Origin of the sequence: Allobosea sp. (genome assembly GCF_035944895.1) — a bacterium.
Taxonomy (GTDB): Bacteria; Pseudomonadota; Alphaproteobacteria; order Rhizobiales; family Beijerinckiaceae; genus Allobosea.
On the sequence record NZ_DASZAT010000014.1, the window covers coordinates 196137 to 218566 of the forward strand.

The window sequence follows — 22430 nt, forward strand, 5'->3', positions numbered from 1 at the left end:
GAGGATACGCCATGCCGCTCTATTCGCTCGACGGGACCGCGCCCGAGACGCCGCCACAGGGGGAATGGTGGCTTGCGCCCGACGCCCATGTGATCGGCCGCGTCCGGCTGGCGAGGGATGTCGGGATCTGGTTCGGCGCAGTGCTGCGCGGCGACAATGAGTGGATCGAGATCGGCGAGGCCACGAACATCCAGGAAGGCTGCGTGCTCCATACCGACATGGGGGCACCGCTTAGGATCGGCGCCGGCTGCACCATCGGCCACCGCGCCATCCTGCATGGCTGCATCATCGGCGAGAACAGCCTGATCGGCATGGGCGCGACCGTGCTCAACCATGTGAAGATCGGCCGCAACTGCCTGGTCGGCGCCAATGCGCTGGTGACCGAGGGCAAGGAATTCCCGGACAATTCGCTGATCGTCGGCTCGCCGGCGCGCGCGGTCCGGACGCTCGACGAGGCTGCGGCTGCGGGCCTACGTGCTTCCGCCGCCGGCTATTCCGAGCGCTGGAAGCAATTCGCCAAGGGCATGAAGCGGATCGATTGATCCGGCGATCTCACGTCCGCAGCCTTCTCAAAAACGAAGCGGGCCGGCTCCCGGGGAAGGAGCCGGCCCTGGACGATGCCCGGTCGGGGACGGGTGGGTGGGGACGTGACCGGACTCGTCGTCCCTATGGCCAGCCCTGTTGGGCCTTGCCATTCATTCTGGCGCGCCGGGCTCCGTCTGGCCCGGCACCCCAATTCTGATCAGCGCAGCGAAGCCACCGTTGAGGTCGAGAGGCCGCCGAGCGAGGCCCAGCCGGTACGGGCCTGGGATTCACGCTTGACGTAGGTGTAGCCGGTCTGGCTCCACGGCAGGATCGCATTGCGCTTGTTGTCGAGGATGAAGTCGCCGCGGTCGGTGCGGATCATCAGCACGGCATGGCCGGCATTTTCCTCGTCGATCACGACGGTGACGCGCATGGCCCGGCGCGGCAGGCCGGCCTCGGCCAGACGCTGGCGCTTCAGCAGGACGTAGTCCTCGCAATCGCCCTTGCCGTCGGTCGGGATGTCCCAGCGGTCGACCACCCCCCAATGGTCCTGGTCGGTGACGGCCTCGATCTCGCGATTGGCCTTGAGATTGGCGGCGACGATCAGCTTCCAGGTCTTGGCTGTCAGCTCGATCTGCTCGGCCTCGCGGGTGTCGACCGCGCATTCGCTTGGGCTGCGCTTGCAGAAATCCGTCCAGGCGTAGGGCGCCCGGGCCTCGCCACCGGCGACGATCGGCGCGCTGGCGACCGGCACGCTGGCGCTCTGCTGCGCCTCAGCGCCGGTCACGCCGGCGAGAGTGATGATGGTAGCAGCGGCCAGGCCGCGAAATCCCCGAAAACCCGAAAACATGTCGTCCCCTTTCCTGTCCCGGGATCGACCATGCTCTTGGGCTGTAGAGATCGCTTGAAATGAAAGCGAACAATTTTACTGAAATCGAGCCTATTGAAGATCAAAGTACTTACAGAAAATCAGGTATAAAACTGAGAGTAAGAATTCTCAGTGCTCGTGTCAGAAATCTTTAACTATAGGTCCCCTCAACTATGCGGTCTCTTAACCATGAGTGCGAGCCAGGTAACACCTGGTTAAGAGTTGCTGCGCCGAGGGGGCAAGACGGGAGCATTCCCTTTTCCCCGGCTGGAGGACGGGCCGGGCAGGGAGGCCGACATCGGTCGCTAGCGAGAGGTCGCTGCCACCGTGCCTCTTGCGGCAGGGCCAGCCCTCATCCGCACCGTTCTCACATGCGAGAGGCGGAGCTTCGCGGATACCGCTTCCGGCGGGGATTGCTGCAGCCGGGACATGCACAAGCGAGGCGTGCCCTGGAAGCGGCACCCCGGCGCTTATGGCAGTCGGGCGCGGTACCGCGCGGACTGCCGTGTCGGTTCAGTTGGAAGGAACGAAGCGCTGGCTCGGGCTCAGAGCTCGAGATTCTCGTCGAGCACGTCGGCCGAGAGCGGCATGCGGAACTGGGCGGCGTAGCCGCCATCGAAACGGCGCACGATCATCGCCGCGGTACTGCCGAGCCGGATCGCCGTGCCCATCTCGAACTGGTGATCGCTGGCGAAAGCTGCGCCCGAGAGCGAGATGTCGATCAGCCGGACCGCCTGCTCGCTGCCGTCTTCCTGGGTGATGATGCAGCGCGGGTTGCGCGGGATGATGCGCTCATGGCGCCGATCCTCGGGCAGGCCGAGCTCGTCGCGATTGGCGAGCCAGGTCAGCTGTGCGGTGAACTTCTCGCGTTTGCGGCTTGTCGCGGTGATGGTCATCGCGAATCCGGCGGGCGTGGTGCGCACCGCCGTGCCCTCGATTCGCCCGAGATGCTCCAGGTAGACGATGACGCGGTCGCCGATCATCGGCTTGGCCGGCGCGACCATGTGCAGGCCGCCCGGCGAGATGTCGGTGGTCTGGCAGGGATATTCCATGCGGTTGGGCAGCATGTAGCGTCCAAGCAGGACGACTTTCATGCGCTGATGCCGCCGGCGCTCGACCGGGACCGAGCCCGTCTTTGGATTTTGGGGCGCCGTGAGCATTGCAAACTCTGTTTCTACCAGAGTGATGCTACCGGCTCCCGGGTTAAGAGCACGTTAGAGCGTTCTCACACACGTCCACCGGGCAGGAGCATCAGTTTCGGCCGCTTGTCCTGGGCTGCGGCTTCGGTCGGACGCTGCGTGCGCGCATCGGGCCAGATCATTCTGAGCGAGATCATCCGCATCGACTCGAGCGTATCGAGGCCGAGCCATTCCGGCGACAGCGCCGGCGAGAACGCGCCGAGAATGCGAGCATGAGTCCGCCCGCGATAGCGCAGCGGCAGCAGCAGCAACTCGAGATGGACGCTCGCGCCGTTCTGCGTCTGGGCCGAAAGCCCGGCGACGGCGCCCGCCGTCTCGTCCATCACGGTCTGGACCAGGCGGCGCATGTCGCCCTGCGCCTCGACATCGGGCCAGAGCGCCGCGAAGGCGCGCCCGCGCAATTCGCGCCCGAACAGGGCGCAGAGCCGCGTTCCGGCCAGGCGGAAGACCGGCCCTATCGGCTCGTTCTCCAGCACGAAGGTGTCTGCTAGCGCATGGCGCAGCGCGCCCGGCTCGATCTCGCCCCGTTCGGGGGCGCTCCGGTCGCCACGCAGCGTGTCCCAGTAGTCGAAAACCAGGCGGGTGCTCGGATTCTTCATGTCGTGTCCAGTCCGGTCTGCGCTGTCCCTGTTCGTGCGAATGCGTGTCAAATCGGATCGCTTTCGTTCGAGGTGGGGACTGTCGGGCCCTTGCGAATCGGCAGGACGCAGCCCGCATGCCGTCTTGCCACGCGACCCGGACAGGGGGAGGCGGCAGGGGGCGTTAGGGTTAATCAGACGTTAAGCTTGTGGAAGATCCCTAAAATGCCGCATAAATCCCCTGTCGAATTCGAGCCCGCACGAAGCGTCCGGGCTCACTGGAAAAGGCGGGGGCGCGGGGGCGTGACCGGCCGGGGAGGAGAGGGGAGAGCGCACGCTCTCCCCTTTTCTGTTGCCTGCCGAGGGCCCATGCGCCAGTGAGGGCGCGATGTCGGCGAACCCAGACGATCCATATGGCCCGCCCGTGCGCGAGCCGGTCTTCAACCTGCCCGGCGTCGTCGTCTGGCTGATCGCGGCCCTGGTGCTGATCCAGGGCGCGCGCGAACTGCTCAGCGAGCGCGACGATTTCCTCCTCGTCTCCTGGCTCTCCTTCGTGCCAGCGCGGCTGACGCTCTGGTTCGCACCGGACCGTCTTCAGGAGATCGCGCAGTCGCTCGGCACCTCCGGGACGCCCGATTTCGTCCAGCGCCTGCAACTGGTCCGCCTGCTGCTGGCCGATGGCGGCGGCCAGCTCTGGACGCTGCTCAGCTATGGGTTGCTGCACGGCTCCTGGCTGCATCTGATCTCGAACGTCGTCTGGCTGGCGGCCTTCGGCAGTCCGGTCGCACGTCGACTCGGGGCCGGGCGTTTCCTGGTGCTGATGGCAGTGGCCACGATCGCCGGCGCGCTGCTGCACTGGTGGTCGCGCGAGCTCGACGTCCTGCCGTTGGTCGGCGCCTCGGCCGGTGTCTCGGGCGCGACGGCGGCGGCGATCCGTTTCGTCTTCTCGCCGGGCGTACATTTCGGCGGGCTCGGCCGTGACGAGGTGGTCCGTGCGATTCCGGCCGAGCCGCTCGGCGGCCTCTGGCGCAATTCACGGGCGATGCTGTTCGTGGTGATCTGGTTCGTCACCAACATCCTGTTCGGCGCCGGCCTCGTGCCGATCCTCGGCGAGGAGACCAGCATCGCCTGGGAAGCGCATATCGGCGGCTTCCTCGCGGGGCTGCTGCTGTTCCCGTTGTTCGATCGCGGGCCGGTTCGCCGATAGAGCACGCTTGCTTCAACCTGATCGGATCCGGCTCTGGCCGCAACCGCAGCGCGCAGGCTTTCAGCGCGAGCGCCTTGCCGTCGCCTCAGAGTTCGCTCACATTGAAATCAGTCCAGCGTGATGCCGCACCTCGGAGGGCAACGCTCCGTCCGAACCGGCGTTGCGATCGTCGAACCCATCAACGAGCGCCGGTCAACGGTGCCGCTACCGTCGGAGGAGAAGTCGATGAACGTCGTTCATATTCTCGGCAACAAGGGCGCAGAGGTGATCTCGGTGCAGCCCCACCGGACGCTCGGCGAGGCGGCGCGGACTCTGGCCGAGAAGCGGATCGGCGCGGTTGTCGTGACCGGCGCCGATGGCAGCCTGCTCGGCATCCTGTCGGAGCGCGACATCATCAAGGCCCTGGGTACGGACGGCGCCGCGGCACTGGAGACGCCGGTCTCGCGCGCCATGACCGCCAAGGTCGTGACCTGCCGGCCGGACACCAGCGTCGACGATCTGATGGAGATCATGACTTCGGGCCGCTTCCGGCATGTGCCGGTGGTCGATAACGGCCGGGTCGCCGGCATCGTCTCGATCGGCGACGTGGTCAAGCATCGCGTTGCCGAGATCGAGGCCGAGAGCCGGGCGATGCGCGACTATATCGCGATGGCGTGAGGCGCCGAGCCGCGACCTGCCGCTAGTTCAGCGGCAGGTGGTTGGCGGCGACGATCGCGGCGATCTCGTCCAGCGCGCGTTCCGCCGCCTGCCGGCCGAGCGCGATCGCCTCGTCGGCGCGGTGGAAGTCGAACAGCCCGACACGGCCGAGCTTGGGGCCGATCATCACATCGGGCGGATCGCCGGCGAGGCGCGAGCGCGAGATTCGATCCTGGGTGATGTTGAAGGCGTCGATCATCACGCCGGCGAGGCCCGGCTGCTGCTCGTGATTGGCCTTGCCGACGATACCGCGCATCCGCTCGCGCATGCCGCCGAACCAGCCAGCAGCGGGCTGGGGCTCGGCCACCGGTTCCGGGTCCGGATCGGCGCCATAGGACTGGATCACCGTGCCGCGGCCGGTCATGTCGCTGTTCAGGTTGACGCACAGCACGACGTCGGCGCCCAGCGCCCGCGCCACCGTGACCGGCACCGGGTTGACCAGCGCCCCGTCCATCAGCCAGCGGCCGCCGAGTTTCACCGGGTCGAATACGCCGGGCAGCGCGTAGGAGGCTCGCAGCGCGTCGACCAGCGAGCCGCGGGTCAGCCAGATCTCATGGCCGCTGCCGAGTTCGGTTGCGACGGCGGCGTAAGTCTGCCTGAGATCGCTGATCTGCAGACCGGCGAGGTCGCGTTCGAGCAGGCGCTTCAGTCGGCCTCCCGCGATCAACCCGGCGCCGCCGAGGTGGAAATCCATCAGCCCGACGACACGGCGCTTGGTCAGGCCGAGCGCGAACTCGCGCAATTGCTCGATCTTGTCTGCGGCGTAGCAGCCGCCGACCACCGCGCCGATCGAGGTGCCGGCGATCACCTCGGGCGCGTAGCCCGCCTCGGTGAGGACATCGAGGACGCCGATATGCGCCCAGCCGCGCGCCGCGCCACCGCCAAGGGCAAGGCCGATCCGCGGCCGGCTGAGGCGCGGGGCAGGTTCGGAAACGAGATCGTTCATCGCAGCTCCGCCGCCGCCTAATCCAAAGGCCCGTCTGGCGATGTTCTCCAGTCTCATCGGCGCGATCCCTCCGCGGGAAGGCTCAGGATCACGCCAGCCGATGAGCGAAAGATGAACGGCGCCGGGACCCTAGGCGGCTATCAGTCGCTTTTGAAGGAAACATGAAAGCTTGGTGAAAGGATTGCCAACGAAGCAGGCGGTGCCGGTTCAGAAGGTCAGTGGTCCGTCCGCGGCGGTGCCGACCGGCTTAACCCGATAGAAGCAGCTATGGCGCCCGGTGTGGCAGCAGCCGCCATCGCCGCCGACATTGACCTTGATCCAGATCGCGTCCTGATCGCAGTCGATCCGCATCTCGACGATGGTCTGCAACTGCCCGGAGGTCTCGCCCTTGCGCCAGAGCGCCTGGCGCGAGCGCGACCAGTACCAGGCTTGCCCCGTCTCGATGCTCAGGCGCAGCGATTCGGCGTTCATATGCGCGACCATCAGCACCTCGCCGGTCACAGCGTCGGTCGTGACGCAGGTGACGAGGCCGTCGCGATCGAATTTGGGGGCAAGGACCGTGCCCTCTTCGATCTCGGCCTTGGCTGAAAGGGTGGGGAAGGCGGTCATGTGAGGATCCTGAGAGTAAGGTCTCGCATATACGATGCGAACAGCGCGCCGTCATTCTCGGGCGGCACGAAGTGCCGAGCCGAGAAACTCAGGACCAGAGGACACTGGTTTCCGAGATGCTCGGGCAAGCCCGAGCATGACGCGCCCTGCTGGACGGGTCACAGCCCCGGCGACTTCACCATGGTGAAGAAGCGCACCTGCTCGGCCGGATCGCGGAAGCGGCCGGTATACTGCGTCGTCATCGTCGACGAGCCCTGCTTCTGCACGCCGCGCATCGACATGCACATATGCTCGGCCTCGACGAGGACGGCGACGCCGCCTGGCTTCAGCGACCGCTCGATCGCCTGGGCGATCTGCGCGGTCATCGTCTCCTGCGTCTGCAGGCGGCGGGCATAGACCTCGACGACGCGGGCCAGCTTCGACAGGCCGACCACGCCGCCGTTCGGGTAGTAGCCGATATGGACCTTGCCGACGAAGGGCACCATGTGGTGCTCGCAATGCGAATAGAACGGGATGTCGCGGACGAGGACCATGTCTTTGTAGCCGTCGACTTCCTCGAAGACGCGTTCGAGCATGTCGCCGGCGTCCTCGCGATAGCCCTTGTAGAACTCGCGATAGGCCTTGGCGACGCGCTGCGGCGTATCGAGCAGGCCTTCCCGCGACGGATCGTCGCCGGCCCAGCGGATCAGCGTGCGCACGGCCTCCTCGGCCTCGACCTGCGTCGGCTGCTTGACGATGAACTTGTCTGCGGAGGGGCTGCGCGCCCGCTCTACGGACAAGGACTTAACCACATTATCCATGTGGAGCCTCCCGTTTCGGTTGCGCCCGCCTCGCGGCAGGCAGATCAGACAAGTTCGCCCTCTCGTCCAGCGAACGACGCACTCTCTGGGAGAGAGCGCATCGGCACTCTATATTGGTTGCGAAGGCCGGCAACTCCAGACCCCGGCCGGGGCAACCCATGCTGAACGACGTCTACAACAAGCGAATCCTGGAATTGGCAGGAAACATCCCGCTGCTCGAGCGTCTGCCGGCGCCCGATGCGACGGCGAGCGCCCATTCGCGCCTCTGCGGCTCGACGGTCACGATCGACCTGACCATGGACGAGGATGTCGTCACCGGCTTCGGCCACGATGTCCGCGCCTGTGCCCTCGGCCAGGCCTCGTCCTCGATCATGGCGCGCCATGTCATCGGCTCGACGGCCGCCGAATTGCGCGAGGTCCGCGAGCAGGCTCGCGCGATCCTCAAGGAGGGAGCGGAGCCGCCGGCCGGCAAATGGGCTGATCTCTCCGTCCTCGTGCCGGTACGCGACTTCAAGGCGCGCCACGCCTCGACCATGCTGACCTTCGACGCGGTGGTCGATGCGATCGGCCAGATCGAGGCGAAGCGGCGCGAGACGGTGGCGGGCTGAAGGTTATTTCAGCCCGAATGCCTGCCGGATTTCCGGCTTCGTCTCGTCATAGCGGACCTTGAAGGCCTTCTCGGCCAGCAGCGCCTTGGCGACGACGCGGCCGATCTTGTCGCCCGCTTCCAAATCGGTGGGATAGTGGAAGCCGCAGACGAGGCGACTCTCGTCATAGCTTTTCACCCGCTCCTCGAACTTGTCGGCGAGCTCAGGGACAGCGTCCGAGAGCAGGGTGGCATAGAGCGCGGCCGTCGCGGCGTGGGCCGAGGGGAAGGAGGTTCCTTCCGGCCGTCCGCCGGGGCAGGGCTTGACCCTGACCTTGTTCCACATCTGGAACGGCCGGATGCGGCTGGTCAGGCGGTTGACGCTCTTCAGCAGGATGGCGAGCTCGACCTGCGCCTCGCGCATCAGCAGCCGCGTTTCGCGATGGGTGCCGTCGATATAGTTGTGGTCCATGCCTTTCAGGAAGGCATTGAACGTCTGGTACTGGTCGGCGATCGCCTGCTTCTCGCGCTCCGGCGTGCGGGCCGAGGAGATGGCGAGCACCTTCTCGAACTCGGCGCGATGCTCCGGCGAGTTCTGCGCCGGGGGCAGGCCCATCACCTTGGCGACGTCGATTTTGGCAGCGTCGAGCCAGATCAGATAGGCTCGCTGCTGTGCCGCCGCCGGTGTGGCGAGGGCAAGGGCGAGAAGCGGGCCGCAGAGGGCAGCGGCGGAGCCAAGAAAACGAGAGCGCAGCATGTCCGGGATCTGGAAAGGGCGATGGTCGCCCGGGAAAGGCAGAAGCGGATGACGGGAAGCCGACCTGGGCCAACCATGTCTTACCTACCTAAACATGCTGAAAAAAGCCTTTCATGGCGACAGGCGTTTTTGCGCCTGCCGCGCCGGGGCGCCCATCTGCTGATCCGCGGCTATCAGCTCAGCCTCTCGCTGCTGATCGGCCGGCAGTGCCGACACTGGCCGTCCTGCTCGGAATATACCGACGAGGCGATCCAGCGGCACGGCCTCTGGGCCGGCGGCTGGGTCGGCTTCGCGCGCATCTGCCGCTGCACGCCGCTCGGCACCTCGGGGATCGACATCGTCTGCGAGGAACTGCCGCCGGATGGGGCCTGGTACAAGCCCTGGGCCTATGGGCGCTGGCGCGGCGTCAACGCGCCGCCGGTGGAGTTGGACGAGCCTCAGTCAGAGTCCAATACCTCTTCATAAAGGGGCGCTGTCATCCCGGACGGAGCGTAGCGGAGATCCAGGATCCATTCCGGAGCCTTTCCGATGGAGGTTCCGGAATGGATCCCGGGTCTCCCTTAGGTCGCCCGGGATGACGCGAGGAGGAGACAAGATGCGAGAACACGGGAACGAAACGGCGATTGCCTGTGCCCGCCTGCTCGTATAGGCCTCCCCGGCGCGCGCCGATCCGGCTGCCGGCCGCGCCCCTCAAAGCAGCCGGCCTTGGCTTACGGGGCTCGTATCCCCGAGTGAGCAGGAGCCGATCGATGACGATCTCCCTGACATTTCCCGATGGCGCGAAGCGCGAGTTTCCCTCCGGCATCACCGGCAAGGAGCTTGCCGGTGGCATTTCGCCCTCGCTGCTGAAGCGCACCGTCGCGATGGCGCTCGACGGCGTGGTCGTCGATCTCGCCGATCCGATCACCGCCGATGCGAAGATCGAGTTCCTCAACCGCGAGGACCCGCGCGCGCTGGAGCTGATCCGGCACGATACCGCGCACGTCCTCGCCGAGGCCGTGCAGGAGCTGTTCCCCGGCACGCAGGTGACGATCGGCCCGGTCATCGAGAACGGCTTCTTCTACGATTTCGCCCGCAACGAGCCCTTCACCCCGGAGGACTTCCCGGCGATCGAGAAGAAGATGCGCGAGATCATCGCGCGCGACAAACCCTTCACCAAGGAGGTCTGGAGCCGCGACAAGGCCAAGGACTTCTTCGCCAATAAGGGTGAGGCCTACAAGGTCGAGCTGGTCGATGCGATTCCCGCCGACCAGACGCTGAAGATGTATGCGCAGGGCGACTGGATCGACCTCTGCCGCGGCCCGCACATGACCTCGGTCGGCAAGGTCGGCAACGCCTTCAAGCTGATGAAGACGGCCGGCGCCTATTGGCGCGGCGACAGCAACAACGCGATGCTGACCCGCATCTACGGCACGGCCTTCGCCCGGCAGGAGGAGCTCGACGCCTATCTCAAGCAGCTCGAGGAAGCCGAGAAGCGCGACCATCGCCGCCTCGGCCGCGAGATGGACCTGTTCCACTTCCAGGAGGAGGGGCCGGGCGTCGTCTTCTGGCACTCCAAGGGCTGGCGGCTGTTCCAGGAGGTGCTGACCTATATGCGCCGGCGCCTCGCCGCCGACTATGAGGAGGTCAACGCCCCTCAGGTGCTCGACAAGTCGCTCTGGGAGACCTCGGGCCACTGGGGCTGGTACCAGGACAACATGTTCGCGGTGAAATCGGCCTCGGCCTTCGAGAACCCGAACGATCAGGAGCGCGACCACAAGGTCTTCGCGCTCAAGCCGATGAACTGCCCGGGCCATGTCCAGATCTTCAAGCACGGCCTCAAGAGCTACCGCGACCTGCCGATCCGGCTGGCCGAGTTCGGCAATGTCCATCGCTACGAGCCGTCCGGCGCGCTGCACGGGCTGATGCGCGTGCGCGGCTTCACGCAGGACGACGCCCACATCTTCTGCACCGAGGAGCAGCTCGCTGCCGAATGCATGAAGATCAACGACCTGATCCTCTCGGTCTACGAGGATTTCGGCTTCACCGAGGAGCTCGTGATCAAGCTCTCGACGCGGCCGGAGAAGCGCGTCGGCTCCGACGCGGTCTGGGACCACGCCGAAGGGGTGATGAACCGGGTGCTGGAGACGATCGCCAAGCAGTCCGGCAACCGGATCAAGACCGAGATCAATCCGGGCGAGGGCGCCTTCTACGGGCCGAAGTTCGAATACGTGCTGCGCGATGCCATCGGCCGCGACTGGCAATGCGGCACGACGCAGGTCGACTTCAACCTGCCGGAGCGCTTCGGCGCCTTTTATATCGGCTCTGACGGCGAGAAGAAGCAGCCGGTCATGGTCCACCGCGCCATCTGCGGCTCGCTGGAGCGCTTCGTCGGCATCCTGATCGAGCACCATGCCGGGCATTTCCCGCTCTGGCTGGCGCCCGAGCAGATCATCGTCGCGCCGATCACCTCGGAGGCGGATGCCTATGGCGAGGAGGTCACCATGGCGCTGCTCTCGGCCGGTCTGCGCGCCCGCGCCGACCTGCGCAACGAGAAGATCAGCTACAAGGTGCGCGAGCACTCGCTGGCCAAGGTCCCGGTCATCCTCGCCGTCGGCAAGCGCGAGGCCGAGGAGAAGACCGTGACCGTGCGCCGCCTCGGCAGCCAGGCCCAGACGGTGATGAGCCTCGACGCCGTGATCGCGGCGCTGACCGAGGAGGCGACGCCGCCCGATCTGGCCCGAAAGAAGAAGGCCAGGGCGGCCTGAGGCGGCATCTCGCCAAAACCCGTCAGCCCATGCCAAATAGGCGCGCATGCTGACGGGTTCCTATCGCAAACGGCTTGAAGCCGATCTCGGTCGCTGGGTGGGCGAGGGGCTGATCGCCCCTGAGAGCGCAGCCACCATCCGTCGTTCACTGGCGCAGGAAGGCGGCGGCTTCAAGCTGCCGGCCCTGATCGGCCTGTTCGGCGGCCTGCTGATCGCCTCCAGCGTCTCCGCCTTCGTCGCGGCGAACTGGGAGGAAATTCCCCGCGTCGCCAAGCTCGTGATGATCCTGCTCGGCCTCGCCGGTGCGCTCGGCGTCTCGGCGCGGCTGCAGAGCCGTGGTTCGACCGGTGGCGCCGATGCCGCCGCGACCTGCGGCACGCTGATCTTCGCCGCCGGCGTCGCGCTCGTCGGCCAGATGTATCATCTGCCGACGGACTGGCCGGGCGGGGCGCTGCTGATCGCGATCGGCGCGCTCATCGTCGCCGTTCTGCTGCGTTCGAATGGGGCTCTCATCGTCGCGCTCGTCGCGATCGGCGCCTGGGCCGGCGGCCGCTGGGATGAGCGCGAGGCGAACGCCCATCTCCTGTTCTGGATTCCTTTCCTGCCGGCGCTCTGGCTGGCTGCGACGCGGCACAACCGCCTCGTCCATCACCTTGCGGTCCTGGTGCTGCTCGGCTGGTTTGCGACCTTGCCGGGCCAATACGCCTTCTTCCGCTTCGACTACGGCCTGCTCGCCTATGGGCTCGCCGTCTCCGCGCTGTTCGTCGCCCTCGGTGCTCTGGCACTGGACCGCGGCGGGCCGGGATTGCTCACCGCCTGCCTGCCCTGGGGGCTGATCGGCCTGATCCTCTCGCTCAATGTCGAGCTGATCCGTATTCTCGAACCCAGCGAGGCGAAGCCGGGCACGGCGTTGTGGGTCAACTATTTCGCCTATGGGCTGGCGCTGCCGGCGGTGGTCGGCTTCGGCCTGCTGGCGTGCGAGCGCCGCTTCGCCTGGCCGCTGGCGTCGGCGCTCGTCATGTCGCTGCTGGTGCCGGTGCTGTTCTGGAGCGGCGGCGCGGTCAGCATGGCCGGCAAGATCGTCGTCGCGGCGCTGATCCTCTCGATCGCGATCGGCATCGTCGTCGCCGGTGCGGGCGGTGGCGTGCGCCGGCTCAGCATCGCCGGCTCCCTGCTGTTCGCCATCGCGGTCGTGACCCTGCTCTGGCAGACCATCGGCACCTTGCTCGACCAGTCGCTGTTCTTCCTGGTCGGCGGCGCGGCGCTCATCGCGATCGCCAGCGGGATGCGCCGGCTCCTCGCCAAATTCAGTAAACCGACGGAGGCCGCGCCGTGATCCGCCTCCCGTCAGCCGACGCCTTCATCGGGCGTATCTCGCCGCTCTGGCGCGGGCTTGCCGCCATCATCCTGCTCGGTGGGCTGATCCTGGCCCTGGTCGAGTCGCGTGCGAGCATCCTGCGCTCCGGCACGGAGATCAGGCTGGCGACCGCCCCGCTCGACCCGCGCGACCTCTTCCGCGGTGACTATGTCATCCTGAACTACAAGATCAGCACGCTTGAACCGGCCAAGCTCGACGGCGACAAGGCGTTCGAGCGCAACCAGACGGTGTTCGTCCGCGTCGCGCCCGGCGCCGACGGGCTGGCCGAGGCGAAGGGCGTCTATCTCGCCCGTCCGCCGGCGCCCGCTGGCGGGGCCGTGCTGGAAGGCAAGGTGGTTTCGACCGCCGCCTGCGCGGTCAACCCGAACGGCGACCAGGACTGCAATGCCGGTCGCAGCGCCATCCGCGTCACCTATGGGCTGGAAAGTTATTTCGTGCCGCAAGGCACAGGCCGCGCCATCGAGACCACCGAGCGCAAGCGGCTGGAGATCGTCGCGGCTGTGTCGAGCTCGGGGCAGGCGGCGATCAAGCGCCTGCTGATCGACGGCAAGCTCGTCCATCAGGAGCCGCCTTACTGAGTTCCTAGACAGTAGGCGAAGGGCGCGGGGAACCCTTCTCCCGAGTGGGAGAAGGGCAGGGATGAGGGCCTGCCCTATCCAAAAGAGGCACAACGGCACCGTCGCATTCCAGCAATCAGCAGCGGGCCCTCACCCCTACCCCTCTCCCATCCGGGAGAGGGGATCCCGCGCAAACCCGTCCTTGTCGCAGGTACACCCGCCGACGCAACGCTTCCGTGCCGGCGCGCCATGCTCTAGAGGATCAGCCGATTCCACAACGGATCGGCTTGAGCGATGTACGACATCAGATGGATTCGCGAGAACGCTGAGGCGTTCGATCGGGGCTTGCAACGGCGCGGGCTTGAGAAACTGTCGTCGTCGCTGCTGGCGCTCGACGATCAGCGCCGCGCCGCCATCGGCAAGTCGCAGGCTGCGCAGGAGCGCCGCAACGCCCTCTCCAAGGAGATCGGCAAGGCGATGGGCCAGAAGGACCTTGCCTTGGCCGAGCAGCTCAAGGCCGAAGTCGCCTCGCTCAAGGAGCAGGTGCCGGCGCTGGAGGCTGAGGAGAAGTCTGCGGTCGAGACGCTGAACGAGCAGCTTGCCGCAATCCCGAACGCGCCCTTCGACGAGGTGCCTGATGGTGCCGACGAGCATGGCAACGTGCTGCTGCATGCACATGGCACGAAGCCGGAGGAGGGGGGCAAGCGCCTGGTCGGCGTCAACCAGCCGAAGGAGCATTACGAGCTCGGCGAAGCGCTCGGCCAGATGGACTTCGAGAAAGCCGCGAAGCTCTCCGGCTCGCGCTTCGTCGTGCTCGACCGTCAGATCGCCCGGCTCAATCGCGCCATCGGCCAGTTCATGCTCGACACCCATGTCGAGGAGCACGGCTATACCGAGGTCAACCCGCCGCTGATGGTGCGCGACGATGCCATGTTCGGCACGGCGCAGCTGCCGAAGTTCCGGGATGACCAGTTCCGGGCTGGCGAGGATCATTGGCTCATCCCCACAGCCGAAGTTCCGCTGACCAATCTCGTGCGCGAATCCATCCTCTCGGAAGAAGAGCTGCCGCGTCGCTTCACGGCGCTGACACCCTGCTTCCGGGCCGAGGCCGGCTCGGCAGGCAGAGACACCCGCGGCATGCTGCGCCAGCACCAGTTCGAGAAGGTCGAGCTCGTCTCGATCACCGCACCGGAAAAATCGCGCGAGGAGCATGAGCGCATGCTGTCTTGTGCCGAGAACGTGCTGAAGAAGCTCGATCTGCACTATCGTGTCATGACTTTGTGCACCGGCGACATGGGTTTCGCCTCGCAGAAGACCTACGACATCGAGGTCTGGCTGCCCGGCCAGAAGACCTACCGCGAGATCTCGTCCTGCTCGGTCTGCGGCGATTTCCAGGCCCGGCGCATGAACGCCCGCTACAAGACGAAGGACGGCAAGGGGCCGTTCTTCGTCCACACCCTCAACGGCTCGGGCACGGCTGTCGGCCGCGCTTTGATCGCGGTGATGGAGAACTACCAGAACGCCGACGGCTCGATCACCGTGCCGGACGTGCTGGTTCCCTATATGCGCGGGGTCACCCGCATCGAGAAGGCGGCCTGATCCCATGCGCATCCTGGTGACCAATGACGACGGCATCCATGCCGAGGGCCTCGCTGTCCTCGAGCAGATCGCCCGGCAGCTCTCCGACGATGTCTGGGTCGTCGCGCCCGAGACCGACCAGTCGGGCGTGGCGCATTCGCTCTCGCTCTCGAATCCGCTGCGCCTGCGCCAGATCGAGGAGAAGCGCTTCGCCGTGCAGGGCACGCCGACCGATTGCGTGATCATGGCGGTGCGCTCGGTCATGGCCGAGATGAAGCCCGATCTCGTGCTCTCCGGCGTCAACCGCGGCCAGAACGTTGCCGAGGACGTGACCTATTCCGGCACCATCGCCGCGGCGATGGAAGGCACGCTGCTCGGCATTCCTTCGATCGCTGTGAGCCAGGCTTATGCGGCGGGCGACCGCACCAGCATCATCTGGGACTGCGCCCTGCAGCATGCGCCCGGCATCATCCGCCGGCTGCTGGAGGAGGGGATTCCGGACGGCATCCTGTTCAACCTCAACTTCCCGAACGTGCCTCCGAGCGAGGTTGCGGGTGTCGCGGTGACGGCGCAGGGGCGGCGCGATCAGGAGCTGATGCGGCTGGAGCCGCGTCGCGACGGGCGCGGCAATCCCTATTACTGGATCGCCTTCCAGCGCGGGAAGCATGAGCCGGCCAACGGCACCGACCTGCGCGCGCTCGCTGACAAGAAGATCTCGGTGACCCCGCTCGAGCTCGACCTGACGCATGAGCCGACGATGACGCGCTTTGCGCAGCTCTTCGCCTGAAGGCGGCAGGGATGACCGGGGAGGGGGCCAGCAGCGAGAGCGAACGCACCGTCGCCTTCCTGTTGTCATTGCGCGCACGCGGTGTGCGTGACCTCGCCCTGCTTCGGGCGATGGAGCGCGTGCCGCGCGAGCATTTCGCGCCCTCGCGCTTTGCCGACCTTGCCCGCCAGGACGTCTCCGTGCCCTTGCCCTGCGGCCAGACCATGACTGCGCCGCACACGGTCGCCGCTCTGGTCGGCGCGCTTGAGATGAAACCGGATTGCCGTGTGCTCGAGGTCGGCTCCGGTTCCGGCTATGTCGCGGCGCTGCTTGCGGCGATGGGCGGCAAGGTCGTCTCGCTGGAGCGCTACCGCACGCTCGCGCTCGCCGCGCATGAGCGCCTCGCCGGCGGTGGCTTCGCGCAGCTGGTCGAATTGCGCCATGCCGACGGCTTGCAGCCCGACCGCACGCTCGGCCGCTTCGAACGCATCCTGGTCAACGGCGTGATGCAGGCGGTGCCGGAGGCGTTGCTTGCCCGGCTGGAGATCGGCGGGCGTCTGGTCGGGTCGCTGCGCGTCGAGGGGGCAGGGCGGCTTGTCGTCGTCACCCGCAGCGAGGGCGGCTTCGATCACGCGCTCGGCCCGATCATCCGTATGCCGCCGCTGGCGCCGGGACTGGCGCAGGCGCTGTAAGCGGGCTCGCACCCGCCGTCATGCTCGGGCTTGATCCGAGCATCTCGGGCCGAAGGCGCCGGCCTGCGCGCTCTCGACAGAAGATTCCCGGAGCTCCGCTGCGCTCCGTCCGAGAATGACGACCTCGGGCTTCTCGAAAATTCACCTGACCTGTCAGCAGCGAAACACCTTCTTAACCTAACCGGCTCTTTAATGCGGACCGTAGAGTTGCGTCGTTCGCGAGTGCAGAGTCCATGCGTAAGCAAGTCGAGCTGGCCGTGTCGAAATCCGTGGTTCGCGCCGTGTCGGTCTGCGCCCTTGCAGCCGGCCTGGGCGCTTGCTCCTCGGACACGTTGCGCTTCACCGAAGCGCCTTTCAGCAATCCCTTCCAGACCGCGCAGGCTCCGGCCTCCCAGCGCGATCCGGCGACGACCGGCTCGATCGGTCGCAATCCGCCACGTCAGTCCTACGAGACGGCGTCCGCCGCCGGCAATCCGGGCGTGCGCAGCCAGCCCCTGGCGCCGCCGGCAGCTTCTGTCGCGTCTCGTCCTGCGCCGCCGGTTGCTCCCGCTCCGAGCGCGCCGGGTTCGGCCGCAGGTTGGAGCGCCCAGGGCGGCACCCCGATCGTCGTCGCCCATGGCGAGACACTCGACGTGATCTCCGGCCGCTATGGCGTGCCGCGCGCCGCGCTGATGCAGGCCAATGGTCTCCGTGGCGAGGTCACGCCTGGGTCGCGTGTCGTCGTTCCGGTCTATAACGGTGGTGGCGCCCAGACCGCCGCGCGCCAGCCGACGCCGAGCGATAACCGTTTCGAACAGCCGCGTACTGCTCCGCCGCCGGTCTCGCGTCCGGTTGCCTCCGCGCCGGCCGTGCCTGCCGCCACCCCGAAGGTCGCCGCCGTCGATGCCCGGGCGCAGGCTGCCCAGGCCAAGGCGCAGGCTGCGGCGGATGCCAAGGAGAAGGCCGCCGCCGACGCCAAGCGCATGGGCGAGGCCCGTGCCCGCTTCGCCGCCGAGGCCAAGGCAAAGGCGGCCGCCAAGGCTGCCAACGAGACCAAGACCGCGGCGCTGCCGGCTTCGGCGCCGGTCCCCGCCACCCAGCCGGTCAAGCCGAAGGCGGCCGCGCCGATCGTCGTTGCGAACGCGCCGGCCGACAAGGTCACCGTGCAGCCGAAGGCAGTTGCGCCCGCTCCGGAGCCGAAGGCGGCCGAGCCGCAGACCACTGCGAGCCTGCCCAAGGCGGACGAATCCGCTTCGTCCGGCGCCGAGTTCCGCTGGCCGGCCCGTGGCCGCGTCATCACCGGCTATGCCGGCAAGGGCGGCAATGAGGGCATCAACATCGCCGTGCCGGAAGGCACGCCGGTCAAGGCGGCCGAGGGCGGCGTCGTCGCCTATGCCGGCAGCGAGCTCAAGGGCTACGGCAATCTCGTGCTGATCCGCCACCCGAACGGCTATGTCTCGGCCTATGCCCACAACGGCGAGCTCAGCGTCAAGCGCGGCGAGCAGGTCAAGCGCGGCCAGGTCGTCGCCAAGTCCGGCCAGTCCGGCAACGTCAACTCGCCGCAGCTGCACTTCGAGCTGCGCAAAGGCTCGACCCCGGTCGACCCGATGCCCTATCTCAGCAGCAACTGATCCAGTTTAGACTTCGGCCGGTATTCGCGAGACCCCGCCGGTCGAAACGAGGCGGGGCGGTCCCAGGAAAGGCCGCCCCGTTTTGCTTTTTTATCCTTCTCCCCTCGGGGGAGAAGGTGTCTGCAAAGCAGACGGATGAGGGCGGTATGACTGGGTGAGACAAGGATAGGCTGAGCCTGTCCTTCCCTCATCCGTCAGCGCTTCGCGCTGCCACCTTCTCCCCCGAGGGGAGAAGGGAGGCTCACCCCTCCAGCTTCGTCTCCAGCCGCCCGGCAAGGTCCTGGATGTATTGCCAGGCCGTGCGCCCGGAGCGCGAGCCGCGCGTCGTCGCCCATTCCAGCGCTTCGCGGCGCAGCTGCTCAGGCTCGATCGTCAGCCCGAAATGGCCGACATAGCCGTCGATCATCGCCAGATACTCGTCCTGGCTGCATTTGTGGAAGCCGAGCCAGAGGCCGAACCGGTCCGACAGAGAGACCTTCTCCTCGACGGCCTCGCCGGGATTGATCGAGGTCGAACGCTCGTTCTCGACCATCTCGCGCGCCAACAGATGCCGGCGGTTCGAGGTCGCGTAGAACACGACATTCTCCGGCCGGCCCTCGACGCCGCCGTCGAGCGCCGCCTTCAGCGACTTGTAGGAGGTGTCCTGCCCGTCGAAGGAGAGATCGTCGCAGAAGACGATGGCGGGGTGCGGGTCGGCCTTGAGCAGCCCCATCAGCACCGGCAGGCTCTCGATGTCCTCGCGGTGGATCTCGATCAGCTTGAGGGGGAGGGCACCTTTCGGCAGCCGCTTGTTGGTGTCGGCGTGCACTGCCTTGACCAGCGACGATTTGCCCATGCCGCGCGCGCCCCAGAGCAGGACGTTGTTGGCCGGCAGGCCGCGGGCGAAGCGCTCGGTGTTCTCGGCCAGCGTGTCGCGCACCCTATCGACGCCGCGCAACAGCGACAGAGCGACGCGGTTGACCTTGGCGACCGGCGCAAGCTCATGGCCGGCGGCGTGCCAGACGAAGGCGTCGGCGGCGGAAAGGTCGGGCTTGCGCTTGGCCGGCGGAGCAAGGCGCTCCAGCGCGTCGGCGATGCGCAACAGGGTGGCGAGCGTCTGGTCGGAGGCGGTGTCGGTCATCGCAGCTGGTCCGCTAATATGGCGTACCGAACGGTACGGTACGCTCATAGCGCCGCTGACCCCGCGAAGGCAAGACCATTGCGCGCAGGGCAGGGACAGCTTAGCTGGGGGATGCGGTCGAGAGATCGGTCGCTTTCGATTGATTTCACGACATCGCTGGCTATAGTCCGCGCGATTTTGCAACCCCCGCGCCGGCCGGCCGTCAATCGGCGGCGACGTGAAGGAGCCTTCCCGTGATCACCCCCGCTTTTGCCCAGGGCCTTGGAGGCGGCGGCACCAACGACGTCCTGATGTCGCTGGTTCCGTTCGTCCTGATCTTCGTCATCATGTGGTTCCTGATCATCAGGCCGCAGCAGAAGCGGGTGAAATCGCATCAGGAGATGATCAAGAACGTCCGCCGCGGCGACACGATCGTCACCTCGGGCGGCATCATCGCCAAGGTCTCGAAGGTGATCGACGACGCCGAGCTCGAGGCCGAGATCGCCGACGGGGTGCGCGTGCGCATCCTCAAGGGCATGGTGTCGGACGTGCGCGCCAAGGGCGAGCCGGTCAAGAGCTGAAGGCTGTGAGGCGCGGGGCCTGAAGGCGCCCGCGCCCGCCAACAAGGCTGTTCATACAGATGCTTCGTCTCCAGGCCCGCAAGGTCATTCTCGTTCTGCTCGTGCTGGTCTTCGGCTGCGGGCTCGCCGTGCCGAACCTGTTCTCGCCCGAGACCCGCAAGGCGATCGAGCAAGGCGCTCCGGCCTGGATTCCGCGCTTCCTGCTGCCGATCCATGCGATGACGCTCGGCCTCGACCTGCAGGGCGGCTCGCACGTCCTGCTCGAGATCGACCGCGCCGACCTGATCCGCAGCCAGGTCACCCAGTTGCGCGACGACGTCCGCCGCATCCTGCGCGAGGAGCGCGTCGGCCTGCAGGGCGGCATCGGCCTGACCCCGCGCGGCGTGCAATTGCGCGTTCCCGAGGCAGCCGACCGCGCCAAGCTGATGCCGAAGCTGCGCGAGCTCGCCCAGCCGATCGGCACCTTCGGCGCCTTCGGGCCCTCGGGCAACCAGTCGATCGAGCTCACCGAGAATCCCGACGGGCTGATCCAGCTCAACGTCACCGAGGCCGGCGCGAACGAGCGTATCCGCCGCGCCGTCGAGCAGGCGATGGAAGTGCTGCGCCGGCGCGTCGACGCGCTCGGCACCACCGAGCCGAACATCCAGCGCCAGGGCCTCGACCGCATCCTGGTCCAGGTGCCGGGCCTGCAGGATCCGCAGCGGCTGAAGCAGATCCTCGGCGAGACCGCCAAGCTGCAGTTCCGCATGGTCGCGGATGCGAATGCCGGCGATGTCGACATGCTGCCCTCGCAGGATCAGGGCGGCCAGCCGATCCCGATCAGCCGACAGGTCATCGTCGAGGGCGAGGACCTGATCGACGCCCAGCCGGCCTTCGATCAGCGCACCAGCCAGCCGATCGTCAATTTCCGCTTCAACATCCGCGGTGCCCAGCGCTTCGGCCAGGCGACGACCGAGAATCTCGGCCGCCAGCTCGCCATCGTGCTCGACAACAAGGTGATCTCGGCCCCGGTCATCCAGTCGCCCATCACCGGTGGCTCCGGTCAGATCTCGGGCAATTTCACGGTCGAGGCGGTCAACAACCTCGCCATCCTGCTGCGGGCTGGTGCGCTGCCGGCGAAGATGACGATCGTCGAGGAGCGCACCGTCGGCCCCGGCCTCGGCCAGGATTCGATCCAGGCGGGCAAGATGGCGACGATCATCGCGACCGTACTGGTCATTCTCTACATGATCGGCAATTACGGGCTGTTCGGCATCATCGCCAGCATCGCGCTCTTGGTGCACGTCTGCCTGATCCTCGGGCTGATGTCGCTGCTCGGCGCCACCATGACGCTGCCCGGCATCGCCGGCATCGTGCTCACCATCGGCACCGCGGTCGATTCGAACGTGCTGATCTACGAACGCATGCGCGAGGAATCGCATCTCGGCAGATCGCTGGTTTCCGCCTTGGAGGCAGGCTTCCAGCGTGCCTTCGCCACGATCATCGATTCCAACGTCACCATGCTGATCGCGGCGGTCGCGCTGTTCGCGCTCGGCTCCGGCCCGGTGCGCGGTTTCGCCGTCGTCTTCATCCTGGGCATCCTGACCACGGTCATCACCGCGGTGACGCTGACGCGCATGCTGATCGCGCTCTGGTATCGCTGGGCGCGGCCGAAGGCCCTTCCGTTCTGACGCCGCAGGCCAGGAGATAACAGACCATGCGCCTGCTTCGCATCGTTCCCGACAACACCAAGTTCCGCATCGTTCACTGGCGCCGTCTCGCCTATCCGTTCTCGGCCGCCTATTCGGTGCTGGTGTTGGCGCTGTTCCTGACGGTCGGCCTCAATTTCGGCATCGATTTCCGCGGCGGCACGCTGATGGAGATGCAGGCCAAGAGCGGCAAGCCCGACATTGCCCAGGTCCGCCAGACCGCCAACAGCTTCGGCTTCGGCGAGGTCGAGGTCCAGGAATTCGGCAATGCCGGCGACCTTTCCATGCGCTTTGCGCTTCAGCCGGGCGGCGAAGTCGCGCAGCAGGCGGTGGTGACCAAGGCGCGCGCCGCCTTCGCCGAAGCCTATGAGTTCCGCCGCGTCGAGACGGTTGGCCCGCGCGTCTCGGGCGAGCTCGTCCAGGCCGGCACACTCGGCGTCGTGCTCGCGATCATCGGCGTGCTGGTCTATCTCTGGTTCCGCTTCGAGATGCAGCTCGCGATCGGCGCGATCGTCGGCACCATGCACGACATCGTGCTGACCATGGGTTTCTTCCTGATCACGCAGCTCGAATTCAACCTGACCTCGATCGCGGCGATCCTGACCATTGTCGGCTACTCGCTGAACGAGACCGTCGTGGTGTTCGACCGCACGCGTGAATTGCTGCGCCGCTACAAGACCATGCCGATCCCTGAGCTGCTCGACCTATCCGTCAACTCGACCCTGTCGCGCACCGCGATCACCTCGACCACCACTGTGCTCGCGCTGATCGCGCTGGTCTTCTTCGGTGGCACGGCGATCGAGGGCTTCGCGCTGGTCATGCTGTTCGGCGTCGTGGTCTGCACCTATTCGGCGATGTTCGTCTCGACGCCGGTGCTGCTCTATCTCGACGTCCGCGCCGGCCGCCTCGATCAGAGCGAGGAATTGGCCGAGGCCAAGGCGCGGGTCTGAGGCCCTTGGCTTT

The 22430-nt window shown here is 66.8% G+C and carries 23 protein-coding genes; 15 read left to right on the plus strand and 8 right to left on the minus strand.

Annotated elements, in window-relative coordinates:
* Positions 1 to 11: 11 nt before the first annotated feature.
* A complete protein-coding gene (locus VGV58_RS26370) occupies positions 12 to 542 on the plus strand; it encodes a gamma carbonic anhydrase family protein (protein WP_326877028.1) in 531 nt (176 codons plus the stop codon).
* Positions 543 to 742: 200 nt separating this feature from the next.
* Here VGV58_RS26370 and VGV58_RS26375 read toward each other — a convergent pair whose 3' ends face one another.
* The 3 genes from VGV58_RS26375 to VGV58_RS26385 form a co-directional block, all read right to left on the minus strand.
* The gene (locus VGV58_RS26375) at positions 743 to 1375 is read right to left on the minus strand and encodes a transglutaminase-like cysteine peptidase (protein WP_326877029.1); all 633 of its coding nucleotides are present in this window, start codon (positions 1373 to 1375) and stop codon (positions 743 to 745) included.
* A gap of 563 nt (positions 1376 to 1938) precedes the next feature.
* The gene (locus VGV58_RS26380; protein ID WP_326877030.1) at positions 1939 to 2553 is read right to left on the minus strand and encodes a PilZ domain-containing protein; all 615 of its coding nucleotides are present in this window, start codon (positions 2551 to 2553) and stop codon (positions 1939 to 1941) included.
* Between the two features lie 65 nt (positions 2554 to 2618).
* Positions 2619 to 3191: a PAS domain-containing protein gene (locus VGV58_RS26385; RefSeq protein WP_326877031.1), complete on the minus strand. Its 573-nt coding sequence runs from the start codon at positions 3189 to 3191 to the stop codon at positions 2619 to 2621.
* Positions 3192 to 3558: 367 nt separating this feature from the next.
* On the opposite strand from VGV58_RS26385, the gene VGV58_RS26390 reads away from it, so the two are divergent.
* Both VGV58_RS26390 and VGV58_RS26395 read left to right on the plus strand, forming a co-directional pair.
* Entirely contained in the window at positions 3559 to 4377 is an 819-nt protein-coding gene (locus VGV58_RS26390; protein WP_326877032.1) for a rhomboid family intramembrane serine protease, read from the plus strand.
* Between the two features lie 225 nt (positions 4378 to 4602).
* Positions 4603 to 5034: a CBS domain-containing protein gene (locus VGV58_RS26395; RefSeq protein ID WP_091829964.1), complete on the plus strand. Its 432-nt coding sequence runs from the start codon at positions 4603 to 4605 to the stop codon at positions 5032 to 5034.
* 22 nt (positions 5035 to 5056) lie between these two features.
* On the opposite strand, the gene VGV58_RS26400 is transcribed toward VGV58_RS26395, so the two are convergent.
* The 3 genes from VGV58_RS26400 to folE all read right to left on the minus strand — a co-directional run bounded on the left by VGV58_RS26400 (position 5057) and on the right by folE (position 7428).
* Positions 5057 to 6019 carry a patatin-like phospholipase family protein gene (locus VGV58_RS26400; protein ID WP_326877033.1) on the minus strand — a complete coding sequence of 321 codons (963 nt, stop codon included), beginning with the start codon at positions 6017 to 6019 and terminating at the stop codon, positions 5057 to 5059.
* A 207-nt stretch (positions 6020 to 6226) separates the two neighbouring features.
* A complete protein-coding gene (hisI, locus tag VGV58_RS26405; protein ID WP_326877034.1) occupies positions 6227 to 6628 on the minus strand; it encodes a phosphoribosyl-AMP cyclohydrolase in 402 nt (133 codons plus the stop codon).
* 158 nt (positions 6629 to 6786) lie between these two features.
* Positions 6787 to 7428 (minus strand): GTP cyclohydrolase I FolE, encoded by a 642-nt coding sequence (folE, locus tag VGV58_RS26410; protein WP_326877035.1) that lies wholly within the window; start codon positions 7426 to 7428, stop codon positions 6787 to 6789.
* A gap of 158 nt (positions 7429 to 7586) precedes the next feature.
* Between folE and VGV58_RS26415 the strand changes: the two genes are divergently transcribed.
* On the plus strand, positions 7587 to 8036 hold the full coding sequence (locus VGV58_RS26415) for an iron-sulfur cluster assembly scaffold protein (RefSeq protein ID WP_326877036.1): 450 nt from the start codon (positions 7587 to 7589) through the stop codon (positions 8034 to 8036).
* Positions 8037 to 8039: 3 nt separating this feature from the next.
* On the opposite strand, the gene VGV58_RS26420 is transcribed toward VGV58_RS26415, so the two are convergent.
* Entirely contained in the window at positions 8040 to 8771 is a 732-nt protein-coding gene (locus VGV58_RS26420; RefSeq protein WP_326877037.1) for a phosphatase PAP2 family protein, read from the minus strand.
* Positions 8772 to 8900: 129 nt separating this feature from the next.
* Here VGV58_RS26420 and yidD point away from each other — a divergent pair, with 129 nt between their 5' ends.
* The 8 genes from yidD to VGV58_RS26460 all read left to right on the plus strand — a co-directional run bounded on the left by yidD (position 8901) and on the right by VGV58_RS26460 (position 18099).
* Positions 8901 to 9236: a membrane protein insertion efficiency factor YidD gene (gene yidD / locus VGV58_RS26425; protein ID WP_326877038.1), complete on the plus strand. Its 336-nt coding sequence runs from the start codon at positions 8901 to 8903 to the stop codon at positions 9234 to 9236.
* Between the two features lie 284 nt (positions 9237 to 9520).
* Positions 9521 to 11518 (plus strand): threonine--tRNA ligase, encoded by a 1998-nt coding sequence (gene thrS, locus VGV58_RS26430; protein ID WP_326877039.1) that lies wholly within the window; start codon positions 9521 to 9523, stop codon positions 11516 to 11518.
* A gap of 46 nt (positions 11519 to 11564) precedes the next feature.
* Positions 11565 to 12854 (plus strand): DUF2157 domain-containing protein, encoded by a 1290-nt coding sequence (locus VGV58_RS26435; protein ID WP_326877040.1) that lies wholly within the window; start codon positions 11565 to 11567, stop codon positions 12852 to 12854.
* Complete coding sequence (locus VGV58_RS26440) at positions 12851 to 13474, plus strand: GDYXXLXY domain-containing protein (RefSeq protein ID WP_326877041.1); 624 nt, start codon at positions 12851 to 12853, stop codon at positions 13472 to 13474. The genes VGV58_RS26435 and VGV58_RS26440 overlap by 4 nt, the downstream gene beginning before the upstream one ends.
* A 273-nt stretch (positions 13475 to 13747) precedes the next feature.
* Positions 13748 to 15052 carry a serine--tRNA ligase gene (gene serS, locus VGV58_RS26445; RefSeq protein ID WP_326877042.1) on the plus strand — a complete coding sequence of 435 codons (1305 nt, stop codon included), beginning with the start codon at positions 13748 to 13750 and terminating at the stop codon, positions 15050 to 15052.
* Between the two features lie 4 nt (positions 15053 to 15056).
* Complete coding sequence (surE, locus tag VGV58_RS26450; protein WP_326877043.1) at positions 15057 to 15818, plus strand: 5'/3'-nucleotidase SurE; 762 nt, start codon at positions 15057 to 15059, stop codon at positions 15816 to 15818.
* Between the two features lie 11 nt (positions 15819 to 15829).
* Positions 15830 to 16489 carry a protein-L-isoaspartate O-methyltransferase family protein gene (locus tag VGV58_RS26455; RefSeq protein ID WP_326877044.1) on the plus strand — a complete coding sequence of 220 codons (660 nt, stop codon included), beginning with the start codon at positions 15830 to 15832 and terminating at the stop codon, positions 16487 to 16489.
* Positions 16490 to 16722: 233 nt separating this feature from the next.
* Positions 16723 to 18099: a peptidoglycan DD-metalloendopeptidase family protein gene (locus VGV58_RS26460; RefSeq protein ID WP_326877045.1), complete on the plus strand. Its 1377-nt coding sequence runs from the start codon at positions 16723 to 16725 to the stop codon at positions 18097 to 18099.
* Between the two features lie 241 nt (positions 18100 to 18340).
* On the opposite strand, the gene VGV58_RS26465 is transcribed toward VGV58_RS26460, so the two are convergent.
* The gene (locus VGV58_RS26465) at positions 18341 to 19219 is read right to left on the minus strand and encodes an ATP-binding protein (protein ID WP_326877046.1); all 879 of its coding nucleotides are present in this window, start codon (positions 19217 to 19219) and stop codon (positions 18341 to 18343) included.
* A gap of 290 nt (positions 19220 to 19509) precedes the next feature.
* Here VGV58_RS26465 and yajC point away from each other — a divergent pair, with 290 nt between their 5' ends.
* The 3 genes from yajC to secF are packed head-to-tail and all read left to right on the plus strand — an operon-like array spanning position 19510 to position 22417.
* Positions 19510 to 19779, plus strand: coding sequence for a preprotein translocase subunit YajC (gene yajC, locus VGV58_RS26470; RefSeq protein ID WP_291674929.1), 270 nt, complete (start codon positions 19510 to 19512; stop codon positions 19777 to 19779).
* Positions 19780 to 19838: 59 nt separating this feature from the next.
* On the plus strand, positions 19839 to 21449 hold the full coding sequence (gene secD, locus VGV58_RS26475; RefSeq protein ID WP_326877047.1) for a protein translocase subunit SecD: 1611 nt from the start codon (positions 19839 to 19841) through the stop codon (positions 21447 to 21449).
* 26 nt (positions 21450 to 21475) lie between these two features.
* Positions 21476 to 22417 carry a protein translocase subunit SecF gene (gene secF, locus VGV58_RS26480; RefSeq protein WP_326877048.1) on the plus strand — a complete coding sequence of 314 codons (942 nt, stop codon included), beginning with the start codon at positions 21476 to 21478 and terminating at the stop codon, positions 22415 to 22417.
* The last annotated feature ends 13 nt before the right edge of the window (positions 22418 to 22430 follow it).

Coding starts and splice junctions, on each gene's coding strand:
- thrS (WP_326877039.1), top strand. CDS start 9,521: ATGACGATCTCCCTGACATTTCCCGATGGCGCGAAGCGCGAGTTTCCC.
- VGV58_RS26435 (WP_326877040.1), top strand. CDS start 11,565: ATGCTGACGGGTTCCTATCGCAAACGGCTTGAAGCCGATCTCGGTCGC.
- VGV58_RS26395 (WP_091829964.1), top strand. CDS start 4,603: ATGAACGTCGTTCATATTCTCGGCAACAAGGGCGCAGAGGTGATCTCG.
- VGV58_RS26465 (WP_326877046.1), bottom strand. CDS start 19,219: ATGACCGACACCGCCTCCGACCAGACGCTCGCCACCCTGTTGCGCATC.
- VGV58_RS26415 (WP_326877036.1), top strand. CDS start 7,587: ATGCTGAACGACGTCTACAACAAGCGAATCCTGGAATTGGCAGGAAAC.
- VGV58_RS26460 (WP_326877045.1), top strand. CDS start 16,723: ATGCGTAAGCAAGTCGAGCTGGCCGTGTCGAAATCCGTGGTTCGCGCC.
- serS (WP_326877042.1), top strand. CDS start 13,748: ATGTACGACATCAGATGGATTCGCGAGAACGCTGAGGCGTTCGATCGG.
- surE (WP_326877043.1), top strand. CDS start 15,057: ATGCGCATCCTGGTGACCAATGACGACGGCATCCATGCCGAGGGCCTC.
- VGV58_RS26370 (WP_326877028.1), top strand. CDS start 12: ATGCCGCTCTATTCGCTCGACGGGACCGCGCCCGAGACGCCGCCACAG.
- VGV58_RS26400 (WP_326877033.1), bottom strand. CDS start 6,019: ATGAACGATCTCGTTTCCGAACCTGCCCCGCGCCTCAGCCGGCCGCGG.
- VGV58_RS26390 (WP_326877032.1), top strand. CDS start 3,559: ATGTCGGCGAACCCAGACGATCCATATGGCCCGCCCGTGCGCGAGCCG.
- secF (WP_326877048.1), top strand. CDS start 21,476: ATGCGCCTGCTTCGCATCGTTCCCGACAACACCAAGTTCCGCATCGTT.
- secD (WP_326877047.1), top strand. CDS start 19,839: ATGCTTCGTCTCCAGGCCCGCAAGGTCATTCTCGTTCTGCTCGTGCTG.
- VGV58_RS26420 (WP_326877037.1), bottom strand. CDS start 8,771: ATGCTGCGCTCTCGTTTTCTTGGCTCCGCCGCTGCCCTCTGCGGCCCG.
- yajC (WP_291674929.1), top strand. CDS start 19,510: ATGTCGCTGGTTCCGTTCGTCCTGATCTTCGTCATCATGTGGTTCCTG.
- hisI (WP_326877034.1), bottom strand. CDS start 6,628: ATGACCGCCTTCCCCACCCTTTCAGCCAAGGCCGAGATCGAAGAGGGC.
- VGV58_RS26385 (WP_326877031.1), bottom strand. CDS start 3,191: ATGAAGAATCCGAGCACCCGCCTGGTTTTCGACTACTGGGACACGCTG.
- VGV58_RS26380 (WP_326877030.1), bottom strand. CDS start 2,553: ATGCTCACGGCGCCCCAAAATCCAAAGACGGGCTCGGTCCCGGTCGAG.
- folE (WP_326877035.1), bottom strand. CDS start 7,428: ATGGATAATGTGGTTAAGTCCTTGTCCGTAGAGCGGGCGCGCAGCCCC.
- VGV58_RS26375 (WP_326877029.1), bottom strand. CDS start 1,375: ATGTTTTCGGGTTTTCGGGGATTTCGCGGCCTGGCCGCTGCTACCATC.
- VGV58_RS26455 (WP_326877044.1), top strand. CDS start 15,830: ATGACCGGGGAGGGGGCCAGCAGCGAGAGCGAACGCACCGTCGCCTTC.